Genomic DNA, 25,156 nt, shown 5'->3' with positions numbered 1-25,156 from the left:
CTGATAAAAACTCTACCTAGTTTCTGTTATTCATTGTTTACAAGATTAAGCTTCGTTCGCATTGGAAAACGACTTACTTAGATTTAGTTCGATTTCAATACAGCAAATTCCTTTTTCATTTGGAAAAAGAATTACTATGTATAAGTCTACACTATGTTCACCGACTAGGGAAGCGAAAAACGCTCTACATTGCGACTAGAACAAAAGCCACAGCTTCTCTCTCCCCTATCGTTCGTTTCACTCACTGTTTTTACTTGTAGCCCACCAAAAGTGCCACCTTAGGCTTCGTCTGTTAATTCTTCTTCGGGTTGCTCGACTCCACCTTCTCCAGTATCGATGTGCTCTTCCATCTCTTCATCCTCTTCTTCCCATTGGAATGATTCAAAGTAAGGCTCATTTTCATGTGTAGAACGCCATCTTCTGGGGCTGAAATTTGCCTTGCAATCGTTGGATAAGACGTCATATGATCCGCAAATTGATTCACGGTCGTTTCAACTTCAATGCCATCATTCATATAGAGTCGAAGATGTGTTGGATCGTCTTCAAGCGGATGAATTTCAGAGATATGATTCACAATGCCGTCCCCGAGCTGATTAAGCTCTTCAAAAAATAGTTCTAACAAACGTTCTTCTGTCCAATTGTAGATGACCGGTGCATCACTTGGATGTGTTGATAAACTTTGCTCTTCCATCAGGTTTCCATTGCCATAAACCGGGATAAACTGCCCGTCCTGCTCAATATACGCGGCTCGCTCTCGCTCATTAACAACGATGCGTACGGTAGTGGGCAATGAGCGTCTCACTTCTACAGAGTCAACGTATGGAATTTGTGTGATGGATTGCTCTGCTGCGTCAAAATCAGCAGACCAAATGCTTGTCCCTGTTTCTAGACTACTGGCAGAAAGGATTTCTTGCTCCTCCCCTATTTCTTGACCTTCGACTTGAATGGTTTGAATATGACTTAACGGTGACTGAAAATAGACAACTGCGGCAATGAGTATGAAAAAAATACTCACATACAGAATCAGTCGTCGGTTGGCTCGCTTTTTCCGCTGTTCTTTCAGCGCCGGAATGCGATCTTGTACGGATATGACCTTTTGGTCGTCAGACATATACCTCACTCCTTTTACGAACGGAGCACGTTTCTACTAGGTCGAAGAACCGGCGTTCATTAATTCTTGCACGAGTGCGTACATTCGTTCACCAGCATCTGGTACGGCTGCCTTTTTGGCATTATCGCTCATTTGTGATTGGTTTTGGTCTTGGAACAAATAGGCCAAGTCTGCCTCCATTTGCTCAGCCGTCCATTCTGATTCTTTTCGGACAATCGCTGCCCCCACGCGCTCTAGCGACCTAGCATTATGCTCTTGATGATTGTTCGTCACGTACGGGCTTGGGATAAGTATTGAAGGAATCCCCATCGCCGTAATTTCTGAAAGCGTTGTTGCCCCCGCTCGGCTTATGATCGCATCCACACGCTTTAGTACACTCGGCATGTTGTGCAAGAACGGGCGAATGACCACATGTTGAGCATTCTTCGTTTCATTTAATGTTTCTTTTACTTTATCATAGTGTACGTCCCCAGTAACGTACAAGAATTGGCAAGTTTTGTCGGTCATTTTTGGTAACGCATCTAAAAACGCCTCGTGAATCGGTCTTGCCCCCCGACTTCCACCGACGACGAGCACTATGGGGAGCCTACGATCCATGCCAAATTCATTCTGAATGTCTAGTTCTGGTGCTTCCAATGCTTCGGTTGCTCTTGGATTCCCTGTAAAAACAACTTTCTCTTCTTTAAAGTATTGTTTCGCTTCGTGAAACGAAATCGCCACTCGATCGGCGTAGCGACTGAGAAACTTGTTCGTCAAGCCAGGAATGCTATTTTGTTCATGAATGATTGTCGGCACCCCTGCTTTTGAAGCAGCATACATGACTGGTCCGGCAACATACCCGCCTGTGCCAATCGCCACATCGGGTTGAAACTGTTTGATGATTGATTTAGCTTTTTTCGTTCCACGCAAAAACCGTTGTACCGTCTTCACGTTTTCAAACGAAAGCTTTCGTTTGAATCCGGAGATCTCAATCGTTTGGAAAGGGATGTTTTGTTTTGGCACAATGGTACTTTCCAACCCGTTTTCTGTTCCAACGTATAAGAACTGGGCGTCGGGGTTTTGTTTTTGTATTGTATGAACGAGTGCGAGCGCCGGATAAATGTGACCTCCGGTGCCGCCTCCTGTGAGTAGAACTTTCATGTTTTTCACCTTTTCATGTGTAAATATCAATGCGCACAACTATACGCTGCGAACATTACTGCTAATGTTAACCAAAATGCCTAGGGCTACAAGCATGAGTGTTAACGAAGACCCACCATAGCTTAAAAGTGGCAACGTAATTCCCGTTACCGGAATGAGGCCGATCACAACCCCGACATTAATTGCTACTTGTATGAACAGCATACCAACGATTCCTACTGCAAGATATGTGCCAAACGAATCAGGTGCCAATAGCGCAGTACGAATTCCTCGCCAAAGAATAATCGCAAACAACGAAATGACAGCGACACCTGCGATAAATCCCCCTTCTTCAGCGATCACTGCAAAAATAAAATCGGTTTGCGGCTCAGGTAAGTAAAAGTACTTTTGCCTACTTTCACCAAACCCCATTCCGAATAGTCCACCTGGACCGATCGCATAAAGTGATTGAATAATTTGAAACCCTGTGCCGAGTGGATCACTCCACGGATCCATAAACGACGTAATCCGATCAATCCGATACGGTGCAGAGGCGATTAGTCCGACAAAACCTGCAACACCAATTCCACCCAGTACAGCAAAGTGCCTGACTCTTGCCCCCGCGACAAATAAAATGACAAACGATGTGGCCACCATTACCGCGCCTGTTCCTAAATCGGGTTGTAGCATTATCATTCCAAAAGCGGTAAAGATGATCGCTAAAAGTGGAAGTAAGCCGGTCTTAAACGATTGGATCTTTTGAGGGTTGGCTGCCAACCAGTGTGCTAAAAACGCAATCATAGCAAGTTTCATAAACTCTGACGGCTGAATTGAAAATGCCCCTACCCCGATCCAACTTTGCGCACCACCTCGCACGAGACCTACGCCTGGAATGAGCACAAGAATGAGCAAACCAAAACAGATAAAAAGACCGAGCAATGTAAACCTGCGCCAGTTCCAATAATCAACGTGCATCATAATTGTCATACCGATAACGCCGACAAAAGCAAATAAACTCTGTCGCTTTGCGAAATAGTACGGATCTGAGAAACGATACTCTCCCCATGCCGCACTCGCACTATACACCATGATGACTCCGATAATTAATAGAGCACCAATGGCAAACAACAGTAAACCGTCTGCCGTTTTTTTCTTTTCTCTCATAATTTCACCCCGTCACATCGCAACGTCATGCGTTGTCCAAAAAGGACACGCACATACTACAGCTTATGACGGGGTGAGGAAGAACATGTCCTAGCTTTATTCAATTGCGTCAATTGCTCGAATAAACGCCTCTCCTCGTTCTTCAAATGTTCGATATTGATCCCAACTTGCACATGCTGGAGACAAAAGGATCACATCCCCAACATCAGAAGCACGAAAAGCAGTGGCAACGGCTTCGTCTAACGTGTTCGTCTCTTCTGTCGTTTGAACACCTGCAGCATCGGCCGTTGACTTTAGCTTATGTTTCGTTTCCCCATAAGAGATTAACGCTTTTACGTTTTCCATACTGCTCATGAGGCCATCAAATTCATTGCCACGATCTAGACCACCAGCGATAAGAACGACCGGCTCTTTAAATGCTTGAAGTGCTTTTTCTGTGGCAAGAACATTTGTCGCTTTGCTATCATTGAAGACTTTACGACCTTGAAGCGTCTTCACGTACTGCAAACGATGCTCTACACCTGTAAATTCGTTCAACACATGAGCAATGGCACGATCGCTCACCCCAGATAGTTTAGCCGCTGCAACAGCTGCCAATATGTTCTCCAAATTGTGTATCCCCGGAAGGCAGCATCTGTTCGCTTCATAATCCACGTACCTTGCCAATAGATGTTGTCGTTCATGTAATAGGCTCCGGCATTTAAGGGTCGCTTCACAGAGAAGGGAACTTTCGTCGCTCGCGATTTCTCAGCGGCCCGCACGACAATTGGGTCGTCAGCATTGTAAACAAAAAAAGTCTTCTTCTGTCTGTTCTGTCGTGATTCTCGTTTTCGAATTCACATAGTCTTCTTTCGTGCCATGATAATCAAGGTGCGCATCAAAAATGTTCAACATCAAAGCAATTTTTGGCTTGAAATGCAACGTCCCTTTGAGTTGAAAGCTCGATACTTCAGTCACCATAAAACCATCTTTATGAATGGTTCTAGCCACTTCGCTCGCTGGGCGACCGATGTTCCCTGCTACTTCTGCTTGTTTTCCACCTTCGCTAATCATCCGAGTAATTAGTTCCGTCGTCGTCGTTTTTCCGTTAGAACCGGTAATCGCAATCATCGTTCCTTCGACCACTTGTGCAGCTAATTCAATTTCCGTAATGACGGGAATTTCAGCTTCAATCGCTCGTTTAACGAGGGGATTATCGTAGCGAATGCCTGGGTTTTTCACGACAAATAGAGGGCGTGGCTCTAATAACGATAAGGGATGCCCGCCGGTCACAAAAGAAATACCGAGTGATTCTAGTTCTTCTGCGTTTTGTAACTCTTGTTTTTCTTTGTATTCGTTGACAGTCACACTCGCACCTAAGTCATAAAGCAGACGAGCCGCGGCTTCTCCACTTCTAGCTAGCCCGAGAACAACCACCTTTTTACCTTCTACAGAGAAATCATTCATAAACTTAACACCCCAATGTAAACACCCGCTGCAGCAAAGATCATACCCACTATCCAAAATACGATAACGACTTTCCACTCTGACCATCCAACGAGCTCGAAGTGATGGTGAAGAGGACTCATTTTAAACACTCTCTTACCCGTTAATTTAAACGAGATCACTTGGATAATGACCGATAATGTCTCAATAACAAACACCGCTCCGATTATAATGAGCAAGATTTCCATTTCAAGCAAGATGGCAACCGCTGCAATGGCACCACCTAACGCTAGAGAGCCGGTATCACCCATAAACACTTTTGCCGGATGGGCATTAAAGACGAGAAAGCCAAGCACCGCTCCGACGACAGCCGCTGAGAACACAGCAATTTCAAGTTCACCAGCACCGAAGGCAAGAACAGTAAATGCACCAAAGGCAATCGCTGATGTCCCTGCTAACAAACCATCAAGTCCGTCGGTTAGATTCACCGCATTGGACGCACCAACGAGCATGACTGCGATGAGAACTAAGTATAAGATGCCGATGTCAATGGACATCGTCGTTGCTGGAATATCCACAGATGTAGAAAATCCATAGTTTCTAAGCACAAAGTAAAAAATGATGGACACAACCAATTGTGCGAGTAACTTCTGCTTAGAATTCAGGCCAAGGTTTCGCTTCATGACCACTTTGATAAAATCATCTAAAAACCCAACAATACCAAACGCGAGCGTAACGAGTAGCAATAGCCACACTTGATAGTTGAGCTCTAATTCTGGAATAAGTAAAATGACCGCTACCGCGGAGATCATCAAACTGAGTAAAACGACAATCCCACCCATTGTTGGTGTTCCGCTTTTCTTTTGGTGACTTTTAGGTCCTTCATCACGAATGCTCTGCCCGAACTTCATCCGATGCAAAATCGGGATAAACAAAGGGGAAAGAGCGACACATAAAACAAATGATACTGCGATGGCTATGAGAATTGATGGTTCAAACATATCCGGTCTCTCCTTTCTCCTCGTTTATCCTCGCTCGGCAAGGCGTTCTTGAATGGCTTGTGAAGCTTCTACGCGATCATCAAAATCATGGAACACACCAGCGACTTCTTGGTACGTTTCATGCCCTTTTCCGGCAATCACGACAACGTCGCCTGCTTCTGCTTTATGAATCGCTGTTCGAATCGCCTGCTTACGGTCAGTGATTACGGTATACGGTCGACCTTCTGCTCCCGCGCGCATATCACGTAAAATCGCTTCAGGATCTTCAGAGCGTGGGTTATCACTAGTGAAAATCGCCTCATCGCCGTACTGCACAGCGATTCTCGCCATTTCTGGTCGCTTTGTGCGATCCCGATCTCCACCACATCCAACGACGACGTATACGTTTTTGTTGGCAAGGTCCTTCACCGTTTTTAATATATTATCCAAACTGTCTGCGGTATGAGCATAATCAACAATCACCGCAAAATCCTGGCCAGCATCGACGGTCTCAAATCGGCCTGGAATTGGCTTAGAGCTTTCTAGGCTATCTTTTATCTCCTCAACTGAAATTCCCGATACGTATGCACTCGCTGCTGCAGCAAGTGCATTATACACATTAAATCGCCCGACCATCTTTAAATTTAAATCAACGGATTGATCTCCGATAATCATGCGAAAGTATGTGCCTCCTGGGCCAGCATGCAAATCGGTGCCTCTTACATCGGCAACCTCACTCAGTCCGTACGTAATGATTGGAGCTGAGGTAATGCTCGTCATATAGTCACTGTGCTCATCGTCAATATTAATCACCGCTGCTTTTCGCTCATCTGTGTAAGCATTGCCTAACTGAGAGAACAACAAGCCTTTCGATTGTTTATAGTTCTCCATCGTCTCGTGATAATCCAAATGATCAGCGGTAAGGTTCGTGTAGACGGCAATGTTAAAATCGGTGCCGCGGACGCGCCCTAGCGCCAATGCTTGAGAAGATACTTCCATCGCGACGTGTTGAACATCGGCATCTCTCATCTGAGTAAACTTTTGTTGCAAAAGAAGAGACTCAGGTGTTGTGTTTTTAGATTCTTCGATTACATCGTTAAACTTTGTGTACAACGTGCCAATGAGACCTATGTTCTTACCTGCATGTTGAAAGATGTTTTCGATAAGGTGTGTCGTCGTCGTTTTTCCATTTGTACCTGTCACACCGATGACGTTCATATCTTTTGTTGGGTTTTTGTAAAATTTCGCTGCGAGTTGGGCAAGCGCACGATACGTATCTTTCACTTGAATCACCGGTAGCTTCGTTTCTACAGGCTCTTCTGCTAAGATTGCCGCTGCCCCGCGTTGTTCAGCTTGTTGAACAAAGTCATGGCCATCAACGGTAAAGCCGCGAAGTGCCGCAAAGAGCACCCCAGGTTGCACCTTTCGAGAGTCCATTTCAATGGCGCTTATTTCTGGATTTACATTATTGTGTTGTTTGTAAACGAGCACGTCTTCCACGAGTTCATTTAACTTCATTACTTATCACTCACTTTCATTCTCACAAGCAATAATTATATCATTAATAGATCAGATTTTGTAACAGTTTCTTACAGATGCAAACAGGAATCTATAGATAGACGATTAGCCAAGAAGTTCACCCTTCTTGGCTAATGGTATTATTCATCACTTTCGTCTTCTTCGCCCATAAATATACGTAGGGTGGACCCTTCCTGCACGCGCACGCCTGGTTCTGGCGCTTGACTGACGATCGTTTCCCCATCACCCGTTATGTCAAGTTGCAATGGGTAATGAGCATCATGAATGTCTCGTAATGTTAGACCCGTCACATCTGGAACTTCAAGGTACGGGACATCTGACCAGGTGAGTTCTTTTTCAATTTGGTCTGTTCTTCTCGGCACGCCTAGCGCACTCAAGCTATCGCCAATAATCTTACCTGCAATGGGTGCAGAGACAACACCGCCAAACTGCACCGTATTTTTCGGATTATCTACGGCAACGTATACGACGATCTGCGGGTCATCTGCGGGGGCAAACCCAATGAACGATACAATGTGATTATTCTCCAGATAACGTCCACCTTGAGCCTTCTGAGCTGTGCCTGTCTTTCCGCCTAAACGATACCCATCCACAAAGGCTTTTCCGCCGGTTCCTTTGGCTACTACATGCTCTAAGGCGCGTCGCACTTCTTGCGATGTTTCACTCGAGATGACGTTTCTTTTTGCGATCGGTAACTGACTATCGATGACAAGACCTGTGTCTGGGTCTACCCAATCTTTGGCAATATATGGCTGGTACAACGTACCTCCGTTAACCGCAGCGCTTACGGCAGCGACTTGCTGAATTGGTGTTACTGACACCCCTTGACCAAATGCGGTTGTCGCCCGTTCAAGCGGTCCTACATTTTCTTCGTCAAACAGGATGCCACTGCCTTCTCCGTCCATATCAATGCCGGTTTGCTCACCGAATCCAAACGAGTGGATATAATCAAATAAACGCTCAGTCCCTAAACGCTCCCCCAAAACGACGAAACCAGGGTTGCATGAATTTTGCACAACTTCAAGAAATGTTTGACTACCATGTCCGCCTTTTTTCCAGCACCGAAGCCGGTGACCGGACACCTCAATTGAGCCTGAATCATGATAATGATCTTCATCCAAGTCAACTTCATTCTCTTGTAATGCGGCTGCGAGTGTAATAATTTTAAACGTTGATCCCGGTTCATACTGTGCCCATATTGGACGATTCTGGTTGTATATTTCCGGAGAAACGGCTTGATAGTCATCTGGGTTAAAATGAGGGCGACTCGACATTCCGAGAATTTCCCCGGTGCTTGGATCCATGGCGATCGCCATCGCCCCATCAGGGTCATACGTGGCTTCTGCATCATCAAGTTCTCGTTCAATAATTGTTTGAACCCGGTTATCAATCGTTAGCTTTACGTCCATTCCGTTTTGCGGAGGTTGATATTGGTCTGCCATATCTGGCAACCTCCGACCTTGTGCATCGGAAAAGAACGATACATGCCCACTTTCACCCCGAAGTTGTTCATCGTAAAAGCTCTCCAGCCCAACAAGGCCTTGATTGTCAATACCAGCAAACCCTAACACATGGGCTAAATGCTCACCATTTGGATAATGCCGCTTATTGTCTTCGACGATATAGACGCCAGAATGACGCATTTTACGAATATCAGATGCGACATCTTGTTCAATCTTTCTGCCATCAGGGTTAATCCGTACAATTGAACTGTTCTCTGTCACTTGGCTATAAATTCTTTGTTCGTCCCCATCCAAAATGTCTGCAAGCATTGCTGCAGTCTCATTTGGGTTGTCGATTTGTCTTGGCACGACAAGGACAGAAGGCGCACTTACATTCGTCGCGAGCACTTCTCCGTTTCTGTCTAAAATCTCCCTCGCTCTGCTTCAAAAGGGAGATCTCGACTCCAAGAGTCCTCAGCTGCCCCCGTCAGCCATCCGCCGAGACCAAACTGTACATATCCCAGTCTTGCAATAAGAATGACGGTTAACACCAGACCAATCAACAAGACGAATAATAAACGTTTCCGTACAAGCGTTTTCGTAATTTTAGACATTGAAAGGCCACCTTTTACACTAGATGTGTAGCCGCAATAAGCGTTTGGCTTAATGAGCGTCTGTTATAAAAGCTTGTTCCTTTTCAACTCTATGCTTGTACGGAATCACATTAGAACAGTTGAACGAAAAAACGACGATTACTCATCTTCATTTTCAACTTCTTCATCATTTGTTTCTGGATTTTCTTCTTCCGTGCCTTCCTCACTGTCTTCATCAACTTCATCACTGATTCGTTCTGAATCAAAATTCACTTCAATCGTCTCATTGCCTGAAATCGGCTCTCCCGGGGCAATCTCTTGATTTGTCACATAGCCATTGCCGCTTTGTTCAACGGTGACACCAGAAGCTTGAGAAAACTTCATCACATCACGCACAGACCAACCTGAAAGGTCCGGCATCGCCATCTCCCCGCCTAAGTAAAGGAATACCTTTTCCCCGGCGAGCACTTTGGCGTGCGGGGCTGGCAATTGGGCTTCAACGCGGTTCCCTTGACCGAGTATGACCGGTTCGAAATTCTCTTGTTGTAATACATCAACCGCGTCGGACCGTCGTTCTCCGCTTACATTCATCAACTCTGCACCTTCAGGTTGATAAGCTTGGTTGTCGAACTCTTCAGGGGTCACGTTCAAATACTGGATACTTTGTTTTAGAACAGAGTTGAAAATTTCTGCAACCGCTTGGTTTCCACTTTGGTCATTCGGCATGTCCGGTCGATCAACAGCAACGTACACAATAACTTCCGGGTCATCAAATGGCGCCATACCTAGAAATGAAAACACATTTTGGTTGCGCCCTTGCAAATAGCCGCCTTCACTCGGAATTTGAGCAGTCCCTGTTTTGCCTGCCACTTCAATGCCATCAACTTGAAACGGTTTACCTGTTCCAACATCGCTATACACAACATCACGAAGCTGTTCCATCACTTCATTAGCGGTTTCTTTAGAGATTGGCTCACCAATGACTTCTCGTTCGTGTTCATACGTCACGTCCCCGGTATTTGGATTCACAATCGAATCAATTAAATATGGCTTCACCATCTGCCATCGTTGGCAATGGCGGTCGCTGCTTGGATTTGTTGAATTGGCGTCACAGCAGAAGCTTGTCCAAACCCAGAATAGATGGCACCCAAATCATTTTCTGACATGAGCCTGGTGCTTCCATCGGTAATTCAATGCCGGTTGGGGACCCAAATCCAAAAGCGTTCATATATTCATAGAAACGTTCAGCACCAAGCTGATCATTAACGATGCTTGCAAAGGCGGTGTTCGCTGAACGAGGCATCGCTTCTCGGTATGGAATACTTCCCCACCCACGGCCTTGGTTGTGGTCACGAATGAGTGGGGTATCTGCGTAGCCGGTGTTGTACGTACCGGATTCGAAATAGTTATCCGGCTCATACACCCCTTCTTCGATGGCTGCTGCCATCGTAAATATTTTCATCGTTGAACCTGGTTCAAAATGGTCACTCACCGCGAAATTCATATGGTTTGAAATTGATTCATAGTGGTTCGGGTTAAACGATGGGCGATTGCTCATCGCTAAGATCTCTCCTGATTTAGGGTTAGCGACTACTGCAATCATTCGTTCAGGGCTATACTGTTCATCGGCATTCGTTAACGCTTGCTCGACGGCCAATTGAATATTGGAATGAAGCGTTAGGTGAATATCATCACCGTTGTACGCTTCTTCGATGTCTCGAATTTCACCAGGAAGTGGCACACCGTTCCTCGCACGCATGTAACTGTATGACCCACCTGTCCCTTCTAGATGGTCATTCAAATAAGATTCCAAACCCATTGCCGGAGAATTTTCATTTCGGTTAAAATACCCGACGACATGAGAAGCAAAATCTTGCTTTGGATAATACCTTCTCGGCTCCGTACGGAATTCAATCCCCGAAAGTTCAAGATCATCAATTGCTTGTCGCTGCTCAAACGTTAAATAACTGGCACCTGGACCTAATTCAATTTGGAATTGGTCTTCTTCCATGCCATTTTCAATTCTTTGTAGCAACTCGCCTTCCTCCATATTAATGTGAGGCGCTAACTCCCGTGCGGTTTCAACAGGGTCTTCAACCCCGGCATACCCAAAGTCATTTCGCAGAATGAGTTGGATTGTATACGAAGACACCTCTTCTGCAATAGCACTTTCGTTACTGGCGTAAATGTCCCACGTTCTCCGTGTAAAGGTTGTTCACTCGTCCATTGTCTTTCTGCATACTGCAAATAATCATGTTCTTCTGTACCTTGTGCGATTTGAACATACAAAAAGCGTCCGCCAATCACTGCTAACAGAAATGCAGCGAAGGCGAACACAATTAACGCACGATATACGATGGTTGTGCGCTTCACAACTTCACCACCTTATTTGGGGATGTCTATTCACCGGTCACTACTTGCACGTTGCCCTCATTGAGCTGCATGCCATTTTCTTGAGCGAGATGAAGGATTCTTTCAGGATCACTAAGTTCAGCAACTTGCAACTCAAGCCCTGCATTCACTTCTTGCTGGTTACTTATGCTCGTATTGACATCCGAGAGGCTTGAGTTCTGACTATAAATTGTAGCATAATTCGAGATCATCATGAGGGCGGTAACGAGAATGATGCCAACGATGATCATCATTAAACATTTTTCACCGAGCGTAATTCTTTTTTTCAGCCGCTTTTGCACCGTCTCGACTTGGGGGTTTTGTTGCGATTGCTGCGTTTGTTCGTGTTTAAATGCGAATTGACTCATTGCTGCCTCCCTCGTAGATCTCTACTTTTCTCTACTTTATCTTTTCTGCCGCCCGTAGTTTCGCTGACCTTGCTCTTCGATTCTCTTCTAGCTCTTGCTCACTTGCGACGATTGGTTTTTTGCTCACCCATCGCATGGATGGTTCTAGTTCCGGAGGAATGACCGGCAGCCCTGGGGGAAGTTTCGGCAACTTGCAGTACTCGTCCAAAATGGTTTTCGTCATGCGATCTTCTAATGAGTGAAAGGATATAACAGCGATTCTTCCGTTCACTCGAAGCATCGGGATAAATGCGGAGAGCGATTCCTCAACCGCACCCATTTCATCATTCACTGCAATTCTTAGTGCCTGAAAGCTTCGCTTGGCAGGATGTCCGCCTGTCCTTCTTTTGGCAGCCGGAATTCCTTCTTTAATAATTTCTACAAGCTCACTCGTCGTTTCAATTGGTTTTGACTGTCGATAACGTTCAATAAGACGAGCAATTTGCCTTGAGAACTTCTCATCTCCGTATCGATAAAGAATACGAGCGAGGTCCTCGAAAGACCACGTATTCACAATCTCCCTTGCTGTGAGCGATTGTCTTTGGTCCATTCTCATATCCAGTGGGTCATCACCTTGGTAACTAAACCCTCGTGACTTATCATCAAATTGGGGAGAAGACACTCCCAAATCAAACAACACACCGTCGACGCCCGTAATCCCTTGTTCATTTAAAAAACGAGCTGCTTCCCGAAAATTCACATGGAAGAGCGTCAATCGTTGTTCATTTGCGAACGTTTCTTTTGCTGAGCGGATGGCTTCATCGTCTGCATCAAAAGCAATGAGGCGCCCTTCTTTGCCTAACTGCTGAAGAATTAATTGAGAATGACCACCTCTACCAAACGTACAGTCCACATAAATGCCATCTGGCTTAATGTCTAGTGCTTCAACCGATTCATGAAGAAGCACGGTGTCATGAGTATAAATGCCTGTAAGCTCCTTTCTCCTTAGAAATCAAGGTCTTCCATTGATTCTGCAATATCACTAAACGATGATTCCGACTCTGCAAAGTAGGATTCCCAAGTTGATTGATTCCAAATCTCAACACGTCTGGAAACTCCGATAATCGCACATTCTTTGTCTAAGTTTGCGTATGTTCGTAATGGGCTTGGGATATTTACCCTGCCTTGTTTATCAAAAGAGGCTTCTGCTGCTCCTGAGAAGAAGAAGCGTGTAAACGCCCGTGCATCCTTTTTTGTAAATGGTAACGTTTTAAGTTTCTGTTCAAGCAGATCCCACTCTGTTCTTGGGTATACAAAAACACACTGATCCATACCTCTTGTGACAACAAATTGGTCCCCCAACTGTTCTCTGAACTTCGACGGAATGATCAGCCTGCCTTTATCATCGATGGCGTGAGTGTATTCGCCCATAAACATGGAGCGCCATCTCCTTCCACTTGATACTGATAATTTACCACAATCCCCCACTTTACACCACGTTATTTTTTGCATTTTTTTGCGCATGATTTCTTGAGAAAGACAGAAAGCGCGAATTAACGCGGTTTTTGCCATAAAATAGCAGCGAACATTTTTTATAAACATTCGCTGAAGTCATCGGCTTTTTGCCTCTTTTCACTGTACATCTTTCATTTGTTCACTACAGAACGAGAACACATCACTACATTCCCACTCCTGAAGTTATGAGAGAAACGAACGGTGTCGAAACGTCTGCATTTACTCATCTAAAAACGCACATTGTCGACGACACCCCGCTATTCTACAGTGATTTTGGCAAGGGGTGTCACTTTCCAGTACGGGCATCGACTTTTTATAAAACAATTGGACAACGACGACGAGCCCTTATCTTACTAGACGACAGAAAAAGTCCCCCACTTTCTACGGGGGAGAAAGTGGGGGACTTTATTAGATGTAGAGAATATGATGTTCGAAATCGCCGACATTCGATTCACTCATGAGCTGGCGAAAGCGGGAGAAGCTCCTTCATTCAAGACTTGCATAATATTGAGGATCCGTTCTTGAGGCTTCTGTTCTGGAGATAATCGATTTTCGGCAAACTTCAACCGCTCAATCTCCGGCTGAACTCGCGCATATTGTACATGGTCAACGCGCGCTTGCATCTCTTCGAGTATATGGAGCACGTCATCATATTTCTTATTTGCAAAGCGTTCTTCTGAAGCTGACAATCCGAGAAGCGCTTCTCGCAAAGGCTGTAACGTTCGGTGGACATCAGATTTGCTCGCATCTAGAAGCGCTCCTGTATCCAACTGCTCACTGTCACGTTTCAACTTCCATTGGCGTTCTTTCGTTCCCTCTTCAGTGACTTGGATCACAGGTAATCCAGCACTTTGAAGCGCCTTCGCCGACTTTCGATCCACAAACGTTTGTTGGACACGAGGAATGACCGGTGGCACATGATGACGGAACTGATGAAAGAGAGGTTGAACCATCGACCAATACTTCAATTCTCCAGGGCCAGAGATGAATCCGAGTACAGGCAACATCCGTTCCTGAGCGAATGGGCGCGTATAAACATTACTGCTAAAACGGTCTGGTTCTTTCGCTCCCCACTCTGACCAGTCACCTTTAGACATTTTAAATCGACCACTTTCCAATGATAAGTCCCCATCATCATGGGCAACGATCTTCTCTCGATACCCATCATCTTTATAGAAAAGATGCGTGTGATCATTAGAAAGGAGGATAAACGGCTGCTCGCCTAACTGCTCAACACGACTGCACGCCGTTGCGAAATGCCCCCTCACTTCGTCATTGTACAGGAGTAACTCCTGCCATAGATCACCCATCATGCTTCGAAACACCGGTTCTTCTGCGTCCATGACGACAAGACCGTCATCTTTAAACAACCAAAGTAATAGCTCGGCAAAAAAACGTGAAGGACTTTTTGAACGCGTAGCAAATTGAGAAACAACATGGTGAAGCTCTTTCGTATGTTCAGTCTCACCTAAATGGTAAAACAGCTCGTCGATCATCTTCCTCATTGCGTGTTCGTCTAGCTTTTGATTCGTAACGGCAACACGTTGAGAAGCATGACCTTCGTATTTCACTTTTTGTAAGCGATTGTCAGGCGTGTGGACGTACACATGGTTTACTTCTTCCCAGTCGTGATCCTCGCCTGCAATCCAAAACACAGGAACGACAGGTGTACCAAGTGCAGCTTCTTGCTCTTTCGCTTTTTCTACGATTGAAAGCGCCTTAGCAATTGTATAAATCGGACCGGTAAACAGACCGGCTTGTTGTCCACCGACAATCACTGTACTTTCGTCTGATGAAAATTTCTTTATTTGTTCTAGTGCTTGTTCATTATATAAGAAGTTGGACTGATACGTTTGAAGCGCCTTTTGCAACGCACTCCGATCATACGAATGATCCATAAGTTCTTTATGGCGTCGCCGTTCATCGCCCGATGGGCGATAGTCGTATAAAGAGGCTACTTGAGACTCACCCTCTTTGTAACGCTGTAACCATCCTTCTTTTATCGATGAATAGGATTCGATCGTCATGATTTCCGACCTTTCTTGAAGGTTTCAACATTGGTGTTTATCCACGGCTACCTAGGATGAGAAGTATGTAAACATGCTCGAAACAAACCCATAGGTAAATACGACGAGGTAGATTGGCATTACGAGAATAAACAACAGTCTCCATAGCCCTTTCACGAGCTTCTTCGGTTGGAGTTCTTCATATACTTTAGCATAATAATACGTAAACATCGCCCCGACAAGTAAAAGAATCGTTACAAACACCCAATAGCTACCCGCACTCCAAACTTCAAACCAAAGAAAGGAGACCGCCCCTAAAAATAAAAGGCGTTGTAATATCAGCGGCGAGCCGGATGGCATGCTTCTCTGTTCGTGGCCAACGCTTGAACAAAACCGATAGTATCAAAAAAATCAATAGAGGAAAAGTCAAAAGTACTGTAATCATATATGTTGCCAACGTCAACGCGTATTCAACTCCTAACGTTCCATAAATGAGTGCTTGTCTGTACGTTCTAGGCAGTTGCTGCAAAGGTGAATACGCACGTTCATTAGCTTCAGTGTAGCATACCCGGTTTTGAATTTCCTTTGATCTGACTTTTGGATTTTTTTTACGTATGAAAACACAACCGCTACAATATATAGTAAAATAAATGTGAAGATGGGCTATATTTAAAGGAGGCACTTCAGTGGACGTAAACGTTGAACAACTTAGAATTAATTACAAAACAATTGAAGATTTCCAAGCATTCCGCGAAGTTGGCATTCAAGAGTTGTCGATGAAAGAGGAACTACAAGAAGACATGATTGAGAATAACAGCAAATCGCCTTTTTACGGCATTTATATTGGCGATCGATTAGCAGCGCGTATGTGTTTATATGAAATTGAGAAGAAATATGATTTCTATTTCGAACCTCCACAAACGTTTTTAGAACTATGGAAGCTTGAAGTTCTCGAACCCTACCGCAAAAGAAACTTCGGGAAAGCGCTCGTTGAATACGCAAAGACGCTAGGATATCCGATTAAGACGAACGCACGCCAAGGCTCTGATGACTTTTGGTTAAAGATGGGATTCTCTCCAGTAGAGTACGATTCTGTTCGAGACCGAGGAGAAAACCCGTACGTATCCTATCCATCGAACGTATCCGCACAAAAGAACTAAAAAAGAGCAATCGTTTGATTGCTCCGCAAAGGGGAACCCTACCAATTGGGTTTCCTTTATTTGTTACTCATGCCAGGCAATGACCTCGCTTTGTCGAGCAATGCTAGAAACGTTTGATAATCTTCTTCGACACGGGCGAGCTTTTGTTCTGCGTTTTGTAGTCGAGTAAGTAATGCTTCCTTTTCTGACCGCTCCCGCTCAATTTCTCGTTCCAGTTGCCCTGATGCATGTTCGGTTTGTTGCATCTGTTGTAGAAAACGTATAACGTCCTCCATACTTCCTACTGTTTGGCTACTTAAAACTTTACGTTCATTGCTCTCCACTGTAAACAATGGCTTTTCATGCTTCAACGGGGTCTTGTTTGCTTTCGCTTTCTGAATGGCTTTTGCATATTGTTTTCGAATGCTAGCGTTCCAACGAAATCCACATGCTGCAGATGTTCGACCTAAACGTTTGCCTACTTCTTCAAATGCTTGCAGTTGCGTTTTGCCTTCTTGAATATGTGAGAGCACAACTTCCGCGAGTACTACATCCTCCTCCTGACTCCATGCATCCTGTCTGACAACACTCATCCTCTTCCCTCCGATTCTTACTCATTCCTTTTCATTGCTAATCATATCTCCTTATGTACTTCTATGCCGAAACGGTGCCATCTATGATAGAACTTCAAAAGAAAGCAAAAACGGTCGTGCAGATGAGGTTCATCTGCACGACCGTTTCCTTTCGAAGCTAGTATTTACTGAGCTTCTACAATTTCTTCACCTTTATACGTCCCGCAAGATTTGCATACGCGGTGTGAACGTTTAAGTTCTCCACACTCAGGGCACTTAGTCATGCCTGGTACTGCAAGCTTTACGTGAGTCCGGCGTTTATTCTTTCTTGTTTTAGATGTTCTTCTTTTTGGTACTGCCATTCTCAATGCACCTCCTTTAGAAAATGAGTTCAATTTCATCATTAAAGACTACACGCGAGTGTTTATCTTATCCGTCACTGATCGTCTTCAAAGAATTTCGCTAAGTCCTTTAAGCGAGGGTCAACAGCGGTCTTTTCATCGGTTTTCTTATGATCTTCATCCAACACGATTTCCCAACCATTTCCTTGGTTTGGCGTATCATCGGATGGATCTTGGTCATCATTAATTACCCGAATTGGGATCGCAAGAAGAATATTCTCCTTAATATAAGGAAGAAGATCCACATAACCATTCTCTGGCTCGTGCAGCGTTTCGTCTTCGTTAGATATTGGCGCTCCATCAATTCGGAATCGCTCCGTAAACGCAATGTCAAATGGAACTATTGTGTCTCTTAGCGTTCTTGCACACGGTAGAGTCATCGACCCTTCCGCATGGAGATGGAAGGTTGCATATTGACGATCAATCATCACATACCCATGAACTCGAACTGGGGATACGTGCCGCAATTCCCGGTCGCGCTCAGTAAGTTCAGTGACATCGACAACCTTGTCAATATCGACCCGCTCACTTCTACTCGTTAATAGTTGTTGAATTGTCCAACGCAATGTAATCACCTCGAGAGCAACAAGAGTAATTATATCGGTCATTCAGGCAGTTTGTCAACATTTTTTCTTTACATTATACTGTAGAGATAAGATGTACGGTTTGGAGGAAACAAGATGAAAGCCATCGGCCTTGTAGTGGAATATAACCCCTTTCATAACGGTCATTTGTATCATTTACAAAAATCAAAGGAAGATGCAGATGCTGACGTTGTCATTTGTGTCATGAGCGGATATTATCTCCAACGGGGAGAGCCGGCAGGCTTTGACCGTAAGACGCGTACCGAAATGGCACTCTCGTCTGGAGCAGACATTGTCGTAGAACTCCCCTATACGTATTCAACACAACACGCAAGTTTGTTTGCTAGAGGCAGCATTTCTATCCTCGACAGTTTGCTAGCTGATGCGTTTTATTTCGGGAGTGAATCCGGTGATATTGACTCTTTTTTAGCATTAGATGCGTTTATGATCGAGCATGAACAGCTACTACAGCTCCACTTGAGGCGAGGGTTGGACGAAGGCTACTCATATCCGAGAGCGCGGGCCTACGCGTACAATCTACTTCATGCACCGGCGTCTTATCCTGATTTGTCGCAACCGAATAACATTCTTGGCTACGAGTACGTGAAAGCAACTCGAGAGCTCGGGGCGCGTATTCAACCGCAAACGATTACACGCATTGGAAGTGGCTATCATAATGAACATTTAGATGACGCTCTCACAATCGCAAGTGCAACGGCCATTCGAAAAACGCTACATTCCGAGGAAAAATCCGACGTCGGGGCGTACATGCCAAATCATTGTGAACGCGCCATTCAACATCAATCGCTTATTACGTGGGACGACTATTACCCATTGCTACAACACGTGTTACTCACAACAGCACCAGACCATCTAGGAGAAATCTATGAAGCCGAAGAAGGCATTCACCACCGGCTGATTGCAGCCGCGAAACAAGCTAGAGACTTTCAATCATTTATGGAAACTGTAAAAACGAAGCGATATACGTGGACAAGAATTCAAAGACTGCTCGTTCACGTGCTCACAAATACATCAAAAGATGACATGCGAGCCTCTTTAGGCGAGTCATGTACGCCTCGTTCAGTTCGCTTGTTAGGCTTTACCGAAACGGGGCAATCCTATTTGCGCTCGATCAAAAAAACGACTGCTCTTCATCTTTACCACCGGCCTCCTCGTCAAAAAGGAGCACAAGAGCGGTTGGATGAAAAAGCAGCCATTGCGTACTTCAGCCATGCACATCCCAACGAGCGAATCGAGAGATATAAAGAAGAATACGGTCCACCAGTAGTCGTTCGTCACTCTGTCAAATAGTCAATCGCATCTTGCAATGTTTCAACAGGTACAACATCGATGTCTGCATTCACATCATTGGCCGCTTCCAAAGCGGCTAAATAATTTGAGCGTTCCCCTAACTCTTCATCATTAGGCGTAAAGAAGATCTCAATTCCTGACCGATCGGCAGCGACTACTTTTTGCGAGACGCCTCCGACTCGACCTACTTGGCCATCTTCATTAATCGAGCCCGTACCAGCAACATTCATGCCACGTGTAATGTCTTCATCTTCTATGAGCTGATTGTAAATTTCTAAAGAGAACATAAGTCCAGCGGACGGACCGCCAATAGCCCCTGCTTCAATCGTCACATCCGGATCAAAGCTCACTTCTCGATCATTGACGGGGAAGATAATGCCTAAGCCAACGGCTTCCGGGTCCGCTCCAATGCCATCTTCATCTTCGTCAGGATCAGGGAAATGTCTCATTTCCACATCGACTTGAAAACGGTCTCCTTCTCTCTCAATCCAAAGCTCAGCAAATTCACCAGCTTCTTTCCCTTGCAACGCTTCGGTTAGCTCATTGAAATTGCGGATCTCTTGATCGTCTACGGCTGTAATCGTGTCTCCAGACTCCAACTCTTCAACAGCACCCATGCCATCAACAAACTGCGTCACAAACACTCCGTTCTCTTCAATATGCACAGTCGCCCCTGCCGCTCGGTATGCCGCAATTTTTGCTGCATCTTGTGATTGCCTCATCGATTCCGTTTGTCGGTGTTGGTATTCCTCATCCGTCTCATCTTCGGTCATGAGAATGTCTTCTGGCGTGAGTACACGATATGGGCTCAAATAAGACCATACATACAAAAATGGACTTGCCCGACTTTGAAGGATGGTCGTTAAGTAAAATTCTCCTTCTTCATACTGACTTGATCCTTCAACCGTAATGAGCTCTTGCAGCCCCGTCGCTTCTCCGGGTTGAGAGTAATAATAACCGGTTGGAATTTGGTTGATAATTAATACAGCAAACAGGATTGCAACAACAATCCAGAGCTTTGATATATGTCGTTTTTGCTGTTTCGTCTCACTCATTTGCTGCCTCCCACTCCGTCATACGCTCTTTAATCAATGAAATATATTTCTCCGCTTCTTCTTTTCCTTGTTTTATTAGTTCTGGCGTATCTTGAAACATGACCGAACTGTGCTGACGAACAATTGGCCTCATGAGTACATCTGCTTGAATCGTTCGTGCTTCTAATACCTCTTTACCCATAATTTCCATACTTTGCATAATCACATCATAAATAGAAGAAATCGGTGGTTGCTTTGGAAAATAAGACACATCTACGGCAATGACAATATCAGCTCCCATTTGCCGCACCACTTGCGCCGGTACACGGTCAACAATCCCTCCGTCAACGAGCAGCTGTTGTTCATGCTGGACAGGTACAAAAATGCCTGGTATCGAGATACTTGCCCGCACAGCTTTTGCAACGTTGCCTTCGTTTAGTTGCACCGGATCACCGGTTTGTAGATTTGTTGCGGTTACGGTAAGTGGACGTTCTAATTCATCGAAACGCTGACCTTTCGTCAGCATATAGATGAGTTCTTCAATGCGCTTCCCATTCATTAGGCCCATTTTGGGAACCGTAAAGTCCAAATAAAATTTTCGCTTAAACAAGTTGGCAATCTGGTCTAATTCAGCAGCGTTATATCCAGACGCATAAAGTGCCCCAACGAGAGAACCCATGCTACTTCCCGCAATATAGTCAATCGGAATGTGATGTGCTTCAAGTACATGCAGCACCCCGACGTGTGCCATCCCTCTTGCTCCACCTGATCCTAGTGCCAAGCCAATCCGGGGTCTCGTTTTATGATCCATCTTCATCCCCCCATAAAAACACCGTGACTCTCGCCTAACCATTGTATGCCTATTTTACCTTTTCGTACCGTCTGTCATTCTTCGATTTTAAATCATCCAAGAAAAAAAGGTCTATCCTAGCACTTACACACGTACCGTAAGTAATACACAAACCTTGTCCAATGTCGTGTTTTTGCATAAGGAGGACGGACTTTGTCTTTTCAAAAATGGCACTCTTTATTATTAGCAACAGCGGCAACGGTATTGGCCGTTTCTTTAATGCTGTTTCCACAACAATCACTAGAAGCTTCCTTGCGCGGACTGTCGATTTGGTGGGATGTCGTGTTTCCATCGTTGCTTCCGTTTTTCATTATATCAGAGTTACTCATCGCTTTTGGTGTGGTTAGTTTTATCGGTGCTTACATGGAGCCGCTCATGCGTCCGTTGTTTAGAGTGCCAGGTACAGGTGGGTTTGTATGGGCGATGGGCCTTGCGAGTGGGTATCCGGCCGGCGCAAAACTGACGACCCGGCTATGGGCAGATGGGCGAATCACTACGATTGAAGCTGAGCGTCTTGTTTCGTTTACGAATTCTTCTAACCCCCTGTTTATTTTCGGGGCGATTGCCATCGGTTTTTTCCATGATCCTGCCTTAGGCATCGTACTTGCTGCTGCCCACTATGGAGGGAACATCATCGTTGGTTTAATCATGCGTTTTCACGGCACTCAGACTGAAAAATCGGCAAAAAAGAAAAGCTTCCCCAGCTTGGCAAAAGCTTTTCATCTTCTCCACGAGGAACGAATAAAAGACGAACGGCCGATTGGTAAAAAACTCGGTGATGCGGTTCAGTCTTCCGTACAAACGTTACTCATGATCGGCGGGTTTATCATTCTTTTTTCTGTTCTTAACGAAGTTCTGTCTTTGCTTCGTTTTACCGAAATCTTTGCTGCTTTTATTCATGTACTGCTTGCGATAATTGGATTATCTAGCGATTTTGGCATCCCGATCGTATCAGGGCTGTTTGAAATGACACTCGGAAGTCAACTCGTCAGTTTGACTGACACACCATTAAAACAACAAGCCATCGTCACAAGCTTTTTACTAGCTTTTGCTGGATTATCCGCTCAAGCTCAAGCAGCGAGCCTTCTTGCACCTACAGCCATTCGCTTTTTGCCGTTTTTTGTGGAAGAATCATGCAAGGTTTCTTCGCCGCGTGCCTTGCAGCAGTCACGTTTGACTGGTTATATCAACCGAAAAGTGCTCACGTATTTACAGGAGCTGATCCACTCTACATGATTGAACACTCGATAAATCAATTTTTTGCTGTCGCACCATTCATTACACTCATCACGCTCATTGTCTTTATTTTCCTTCGTCATCGACAGCTCATTCACCAGAAGGTGGATGGATAAAGCGCTCTTTAAGCGCCCGTTCGACCGGTTCAGGAACGAGATCTTTCACGCTGCGCTCATATTTGGCGACTTCTTTGACGATGCTAGAGCTCAAGTAAGAATACTGATTATTCGTCATCATAAAAAACGTTTCGACTGAACGCTCTAGGTTTCGGTTGATCGATGCATTTTGCATCTCGTATTCAAAGTCTGAGACCGCGCGAAGGCCTCGAACAATGACATTGGCATTTTTCTCTTTCACGTAATCAACGAGCAAACCGTTAAACGAGTCAACAGTTACATTTGGCATGTGAGACACTGACTGCCGGAGTAGCTCGACTCTCTCATCCACAGAAAATAGTGGTGTCTTTGAGCGATTATGTAGAACAGCAACGATAATCTCGTCGAACACTTGCATGCCTCTTTCAATAATATCAATATGACCATTGGTTACGGGATCAAAGCTTCCTGGATACACAGCGATGGTCGTCATATGACCTCTCCTCTCATCTATTGGTACATTGTCACAGTTGTATCGCGGTATTTCTTTTGGTGAATCTGACAAACACGGGAAATCGTCTCCGGTAGCTCTACACCGCTTCGGTGCTCAACGACGACCGTCGCTTCATCATGTAGTAATCCGTACGTCTGAAGAAGTTGGATGTCTTCTTCTAGCTGCTGCTCTTCATATGGTGGATCTAAAAAAACGAAATCAAACCGTTCATCTCGATCACGAAGTTTTTCTAACACTCGCAAGCGATCCCCGGTGTGAATCGTGATTTGCTTCTCGACACGAGCAAGCTTTACATTGTCTTTAATCACACCGATCGCCCCTTTATGAGCATCAGCAACGTGCATATGATGGAAGCCACGACTAATCGCTTCAATCGAAATGCCTCCACTCCCCCCGTATAGATCCAACCTTTTTCGCCATCAAAAAATGGGCCGAGTCGGTGAAACAATGCTTCTTTTACTTTGTCTGAGGTAGGTCTCGTATTATCACCAGGTAGCGATTTTAATCGGAGTCCTTTGCATTTGCCAGCGATCACACGCATCGGATTCTTCCTTTCTTATGTAAAATCATCACGAATTGTTTCTATCCTATCATACCAACTTGTCCATGTCAGAGCACGACCGATATGAAAAACTTTTTTGTCATTGTATATTTCAAAGCTTCATCGGCAAGACTAGGGTTAGCAACATGATCCCATGTTGCAAGTAACCGCGGAGAACGCTTACGTTTCCCCATAAGCGCTTCCTCCGGTTTCTCCTCTCCCATTGCCTGTATAAACAACAGGCTCCGCGTACCCCTATGGGGGGACGCGGTTTTTCGTTTTCAGTATTGAAGGTAAACACTCAAAACGAACCGCGAATGGCGTAGAAATCCTAACCATTCGCGTACCTCGCTTGTTCCTCTATTATTCACTTGCTTCACGTTAGTGAGCGCTTATGTGTGCACTTTATCTTGAGGAATGACTTCTCGCTTCTCCTGCCCAAAGTCCAAATCTAATTGTCTACGAACGGACCATTCAATATTATGGACAAAATTTAATTGCTTAATTTGTTCACTCACTTTATGTGCATCACTCGTATTGCAATAAAGAACCACATATCGCATTTTTTTGGAAACGTACTGAACATGCCCATATTTTCTAAGGTGACGGACATTTTTTAATGATTGAACAAATAACGAGTCCTTGGCGTTGTTCAAACATACAAACTCTCCTTTGGGAAATCGTTTATCGTCAGTTTATCACGGGAAAATAGAAAGAACAATTCATCTTTGTTGAAAAGGAGGCAAATGATGAGTACATTTACCCTTGATCAAATCTGGGAAACATTCCTTCAACAATTGCGACTTGTTGATAACGATCTAACAACGAACACCATTTCATACCAAACCTTCATTTACTTACGCTGGGATGGACCGCGTGAACCTTTGGAGCAAGCGTTGCAACATGCTGCTGGTCGAGCCATGCGTGGTAAAATTGTCACAGCCTCCATCCGGTATGTACGCATGACCGACCTCAACGAATATGTTTATGCCATACGTTTTCTTGTCCCTTTAAGAAAACGATTTTGTTGTGGCAATGGTTGCACCGATTGCATCCTATTAAAATCGTAGCCCTCTTGCGTAAACCGCTGTATAATGATATTATGATCTCCAATTTATGAATAATGAACGCAATGAAGGGCCAAGTAAAGATCGATCAAGCTCTAGAGAGCGAATGACGAGCTGAAACATTCGCGCCACTGATCGCCTTGAAACCTACCTCGAGCAACCAAGCCAACCTTGGCGTCT

General features: G+C 44.8%; 26 protein-coding genes and 4 pseudogenes. 4 read left to right on the top strand and 26 right to left on the bottom strand.

The window, feature by feature from the left end:
* Positions 1-292: 292 nt before the first annotated feature.
* The 16 genes and pseudogenes from JCM19039_RS19985 to JCM19039_RS19925 all read right to left on the bottom strand — a co-directional run bounded on the left by JCM19039_RS19985 (position 293) and on the right by JCM19039_RS19925 (position 15,992).
* Complete coding sequence (locus JCM19039_RS19985) at positions 293-1,111, bottom strand: cell division protein FtsQ/DivIB (RefSeq protein WP_052398991.1); 819 nt, start codon at positions 1,109-1,111, stop codon at positions 293-295.
* A gap of 36 nt (positions 1,112-1,147) precedes the next feature.
* Complete coding sequence (gene murG, locus JCM19039_RS19980; RefSeq protein WP_042430648.1) at positions 1,148-2,251, bottom strand: undecaprenyldiphospho-muramoylpentapeptide beta-N-acetylglucosaminyltransferase; 1,104 nt, start codon at positions 2,249-2,251, stop codon at positions 1,148-1,150.
* 39 nt (positions 2,252-2,290) lie between these two features.
* Positions 2,291-3,394 (bottom strand): stage V sporulation protein E, encoded by a 1,104-nt coding sequence (gene spoVE / locus JCM19039_RS19975; RefSeq protein ID WP_042430645.1) that lies wholly within the window; start codon positions 3,392-3,394, stop codon positions 2,291-2,293.
* Positions 3,395-3,490: 96 nt separating this feature from the next.
* A pseudogene (gene murD / locus JCM19039_RS19970) lies at positions 3,491-4,840 on the bottom strand (UDP-N-acetylmuramoyl-L-alanine--D-glutamate ligase).
* Positions 4,837-5,820 carry a phospho-N-acetylmuramoyl-pentapeptide-transferase gene (gene mraY, locus JCM19039_RS19965; protein WP_042430642.1) on the bottom strand — a complete coding sequence of 328 codons (984 nt, stop codon included), beginning with the start codon at positions 5,818-5,820 and terminating at the stop codon, positions 4,837-4,839. Before mraY ends, murD begins: the two are co-directional and overlap by 4 nt.
* A gap of 24 nt (positions 5,821-5,844) precedes the next feature.
* Complete coding sequence (locus JCM19039_RS19960) at positions 5,845-7,317, bottom strand: UDP-N-acetylmuramoyl-L-alanyl-D-glutamate--2,6-diaminopimelate ligase (RefSeq protein ID WP_042430639.1); 1,473 nt, start codon at positions 7,315-7,317, stop codon at positions 5,845-5,847.
* A gap of 140 nt (positions 7,318-7,457) precedes the next feature.
* Positions 7,458-9,394, bottom strand: a pseudogene (locus tag JCM19039_RS19955) (stage V sporulation protein D).
* Between the two features lie 138 nt (positions 9,395-9,532).
* Entirely contained in the window at positions 9,533-9,964 is a 432-nt protein-coding gene (locus JCM19039_RS28260; protein WP_373976197.1) for a PASTA domain-containing protein, read from the bottom strand.
* A gap of 138 nt (positions 9,965-10,102) precedes the next feature.
* Positions 10,103-10,539 (bottom strand): annotated as a pseudogene (locus JCM19039_RS28255) (penicillin-binding transpeptidase domain-containing protein); the annotation flags it as partial.
* Complete coding sequence (locus tag JCM19039_RS26790; protein WP_193744312.1) at positions 10,482-11,525, bottom strand: penicillin-binding protein 2; 1,044 nt, start codon at positions 11,523-11,525, stop codon at positions 10,482-10,484. The gene JCM19039_RS26790 and the pseudogene JCM19039_RS28255, both read right to left, overlap by 58 nt.
* The gene (locus JCM19039_RS24050) at positions 11,438-11,746 is read right to left on the bottom strand and encodes a hypothetical protein (protein ID WP_052398988.1); all 309 of its coding nucleotides are present in this window, start codon (positions 11,744-11,746) and stop codon (positions 11,438-11,440) included. The genes JCM19039_RS26790 and JCM19039_RS24050 overlap by 88 nt, the downstream gene beginning before the upstream one ends.
* 26 nt (positions 11,747-11,772) lie before the next feature.
* Positions 11,773-12,132 (bottom strand): cell division protein FtsL, encoded by a 360-nt coding sequence (gene ftsL, locus JCM19039_RS19945; protein ID WP_042430638.1) that lies wholly within the window; start codon positions 12,130-12,132, stop codon positions 11,773-11,775.
* Between the two features lie 31 nt (positions 12,133-12,163).
* Positions 12,164-13,096, bottom strand: coding sequence for a 16S rRNA (cytosine(1402)-N(4))-methyltransferase RsmH (gene rsmH / locus JCM19039_RS19940; protein WP_042430637.1), 933 nt, complete (start codon positions 13,094-13,096; stop codon positions 12,164-12,166).
* 20 nt (positions 13,097-13,116) lie between these two features.
* A complete protein-coding gene (gene mraZ / locus JCM19039_RS19935; RefSeq protein WP_042400849.1) occupies positions 13,117-13,548 on the bottom strand; it encodes a division/cell wall cluster transcriptional repressor MraZ in 432 nt (143 codons plus the stop codon).
* A gap of 533 nt (positions 13,549-14,081) precedes the next feature.
* On the bottom strand, positions 14,082-15,653 hold the full coding sequence (bshC, locus tag JCM19039_RS19930) for a bacillithiol biosynthesis cysteine-adding enzyme BshC (protein WP_042430634.1): 1,572 nt from the start codon (positions 15,651-15,653) through the stop codon (positions 14,082-14,084).
* Between the two features lie 51 nt (positions 15,654-15,704).
* On the bottom strand, positions 15,705-15,992 hold the full coding sequence (locus tag JCM19039_RS19925; RefSeq protein ID WP_042430631.1) for a DUF3397 family protein: 288 nt from the start codon (positions 15,990-15,992) through the stop codon (positions 15,705-15,707).
* A 326-nt stretch (positions 15,993-16,318) separates the two neighbouring features.
* Here JCM19039_RS19925 and JCM19039_RS19920 point away from each other — a divergent pair, with 326 nt between their 5' ends.
* Positions 16,319-16,792: an N-acetyltransferase gene (locus JCM19039_RS19920; RefSeq protein ID WP_042400855.1), complete on the top strand. Its 474-nt coding sequence runs from the start codon at positions 16,319-16,321 to the stop codon at positions 16,790-16,792.
* Between the two features lie 56 nt (positions 16,793-16,848).
* Here JCM19039_RS19920 and JCM19039_RS19915 read toward each other — a convergent pair whose 3' ends face one another.
* The 3 genes from JCM19039_RS19915 to JCM19039_RS19905 form a co-directional block, all read right to left on the bottom strand.
* On the bottom strand, positions 16,849-17,364 hold the full coding sequence (locus tag JCM19039_RS19915; RefSeq protein ID WP_042430627.1) for an RsfA family transcriptional regulator: 516 nt from the start codon (positions 17,362-17,364) through the stop codon (positions 16,849-16,851).
* A 164-nt stretch (positions 17,365-17,528) separates the two neighbouring features.
* Positions 17,529-17,705, bottom strand: coding sequence for a 50S ribosomal protein L32 (gene rpmF, locus JCM19039_RS19910; protein ID WP_042430625.1), 177 nt, complete (start codon positions 17,703-17,705; stop codon positions 17,529-17,531).
* 74 nt (positions 17,706-17,779) lie between these two features.
* Positions 17,780-18,310: a DUF177 domain-containing protein gene (locus JCM19039_RS19905; RefSeq protein WP_042400858.1), complete on the bottom strand. Its 531-nt coding sequence runs from the start codon at positions 18,308-18,310 to the stop codon at positions 17,780-17,782.
* A gap of 114 nt (positions 18,311-18,424) precedes the next feature.
* Here JCM19039_RS19905 and JCM19039_RS19900 point away from each other — a divergent pair, with 114 nt between their 5' ends.
* The gene (locus JCM19039_RS19900) at positions 18,425-19,639 is read left to right on the top strand and encodes a nucleotidyltransferase (RefSeq protein ID WP_042430622.1); all 1,215 of its coding nucleotides are present in this window, start codon (positions 18,425-18,427) and stop codon (positions 19,637-19,639) included.
* Here the strand turns inward: JCM19039_RS19900 and JCM19039_RS19895 are convergent.
* Both JCM19039_RS19895 and JCM19039_RS19890 read right to left on the bottom strand, forming a co-directional pair.
* Positions 19,624-20,694 (bottom strand): PDZ domain-containing protein, encoded by a 1,071-nt coding sequence (locus tag JCM19039_RS19895; protein ID WP_042430619.1) that lies wholly within the window; start codon positions 20,692-20,694, stop codon positions 19,624-19,626. The two genes, JCM19039_RS19900 and JCM19039_RS19895, sit on opposite strands and share 16 nt — an antisense overlap.
* Positions 20,687-21,484, bottom strand: coding sequence for a patatin-like phospholipase family protein (locus JCM19039_RS19890; protein WP_042430617.1), 798 nt, complete (start codon positions 21,482-21,484; stop codon positions 20,687-20,689). The genes JCM19039_RS19895 and JCM19039_RS19890 overlap by 8 nt, the downstream gene beginning before the upstream one ends.
* 192 nt (positions 21,485-21,676) lie before the next feature.
* Here JCM19039_RS19890 and ylbJ point away from each other — a divergent pair.
* Positions 21,677-22,875: pseudogene (gene ylbJ, locus JCM19039_RS19885) on the top strand (sporulation integral membrane protein YlbJ).
* Here the strand turns inward: ylbJ and coaD are convergent.
* The 5 genes from coaD to JCM19039_RS19870 all read right to left on the bottom strand — a co-directional run bounded on the left by coaD (position 22,850) and on the right by JCM19039_RS19870 (position 24,565).
* The gene (coaD, locus tag JCM19039_RS19880) at positions 22,850-23,347 is read right to left on the bottom strand and encodes a pantetheine-phosphate adenylyltransferase (protein WP_042430613.1); all 498 of its coding nucleotides are present in this window, start codon (positions 23,345-23,347) and stop codon (positions 22,850-22,852) included. The pseudogene ylbJ and the gene coaD overlap by 26 nt on opposite strands.
* A 17-nt stretch (positions 23,348-23,364) precedes the next feature.
* Positions 23,365-23,775, bottom strand: coding sequence for an RsmD family RNA methyltransferase (locus JCM19039_RS19875; RefSeq protein WP_081834649.1), 411 nt, complete (start codon positions 23,773-23,775; stop codon positions 23,365-23,367).
* Entirely contained in the window at positions 23,673-23,909 is a 237-nt protein-coding gene (locus tag JCM19039_RS28250) for an RsmD family RNA methyltransferase (protein ID WP_081834648.1), read from the bottom strand. Before JCM19039_RS28250 ends, JCM19039_RS19875 begins: the two co-directional genes overlap by 103 nt.
* Positions 23,910-23,977: 68 nt before the next feature.
* Entirely contained in the window at positions 23,978-24,103 is a 126-nt protein-coding gene (locus JCM19039_RS26785; RefSeq protein WP_255343730.1) for a hypothetical protein, read from the bottom strand.
* Positions 24,104-24,301: 198 nt separating this feature from the next.
* Positions 24,302-24,565 carry a YlbG family protein gene (locus tag JCM19039_RS19870; protein ID WP_042430610.1) on the bottom strand — a complete coding sequence of 88 codons (264 nt, stop codon included), beginning with the start codon at positions 24,563-24,565 and terminating at the stop codon, positions 24,302-24,304.
* Between the two features lie 93 nt (positions 24,566-24,658).
* Here JCM19039_RS19870 and JCM19039_RS19865 point away from each other — a divergent pair, with 93 nt between their 5' ends.
* Positions 24,659-24,979, top strand: coding sequence for a hypothetical protein (locus JCM19039_RS19865; protein WP_042430608.1), 321 nt, complete (start codon positions 24,659-24,661; stop codon positions 24,977-24,979).
* Positions 24,980-25,156 lie beyond the last annotated feature (177 nt).

This window comes from Geomicrobium sp. JCM 19039 (assembly GCF_000698145.1).
Lineage (GTDB): Bacteria > Bacillota > Bacilli > Bacillales > Marinococcaceae > Geomicrobium_A.
This window is presented reverse-complemented; position numbering and strand designations above follow the sequence as displayed.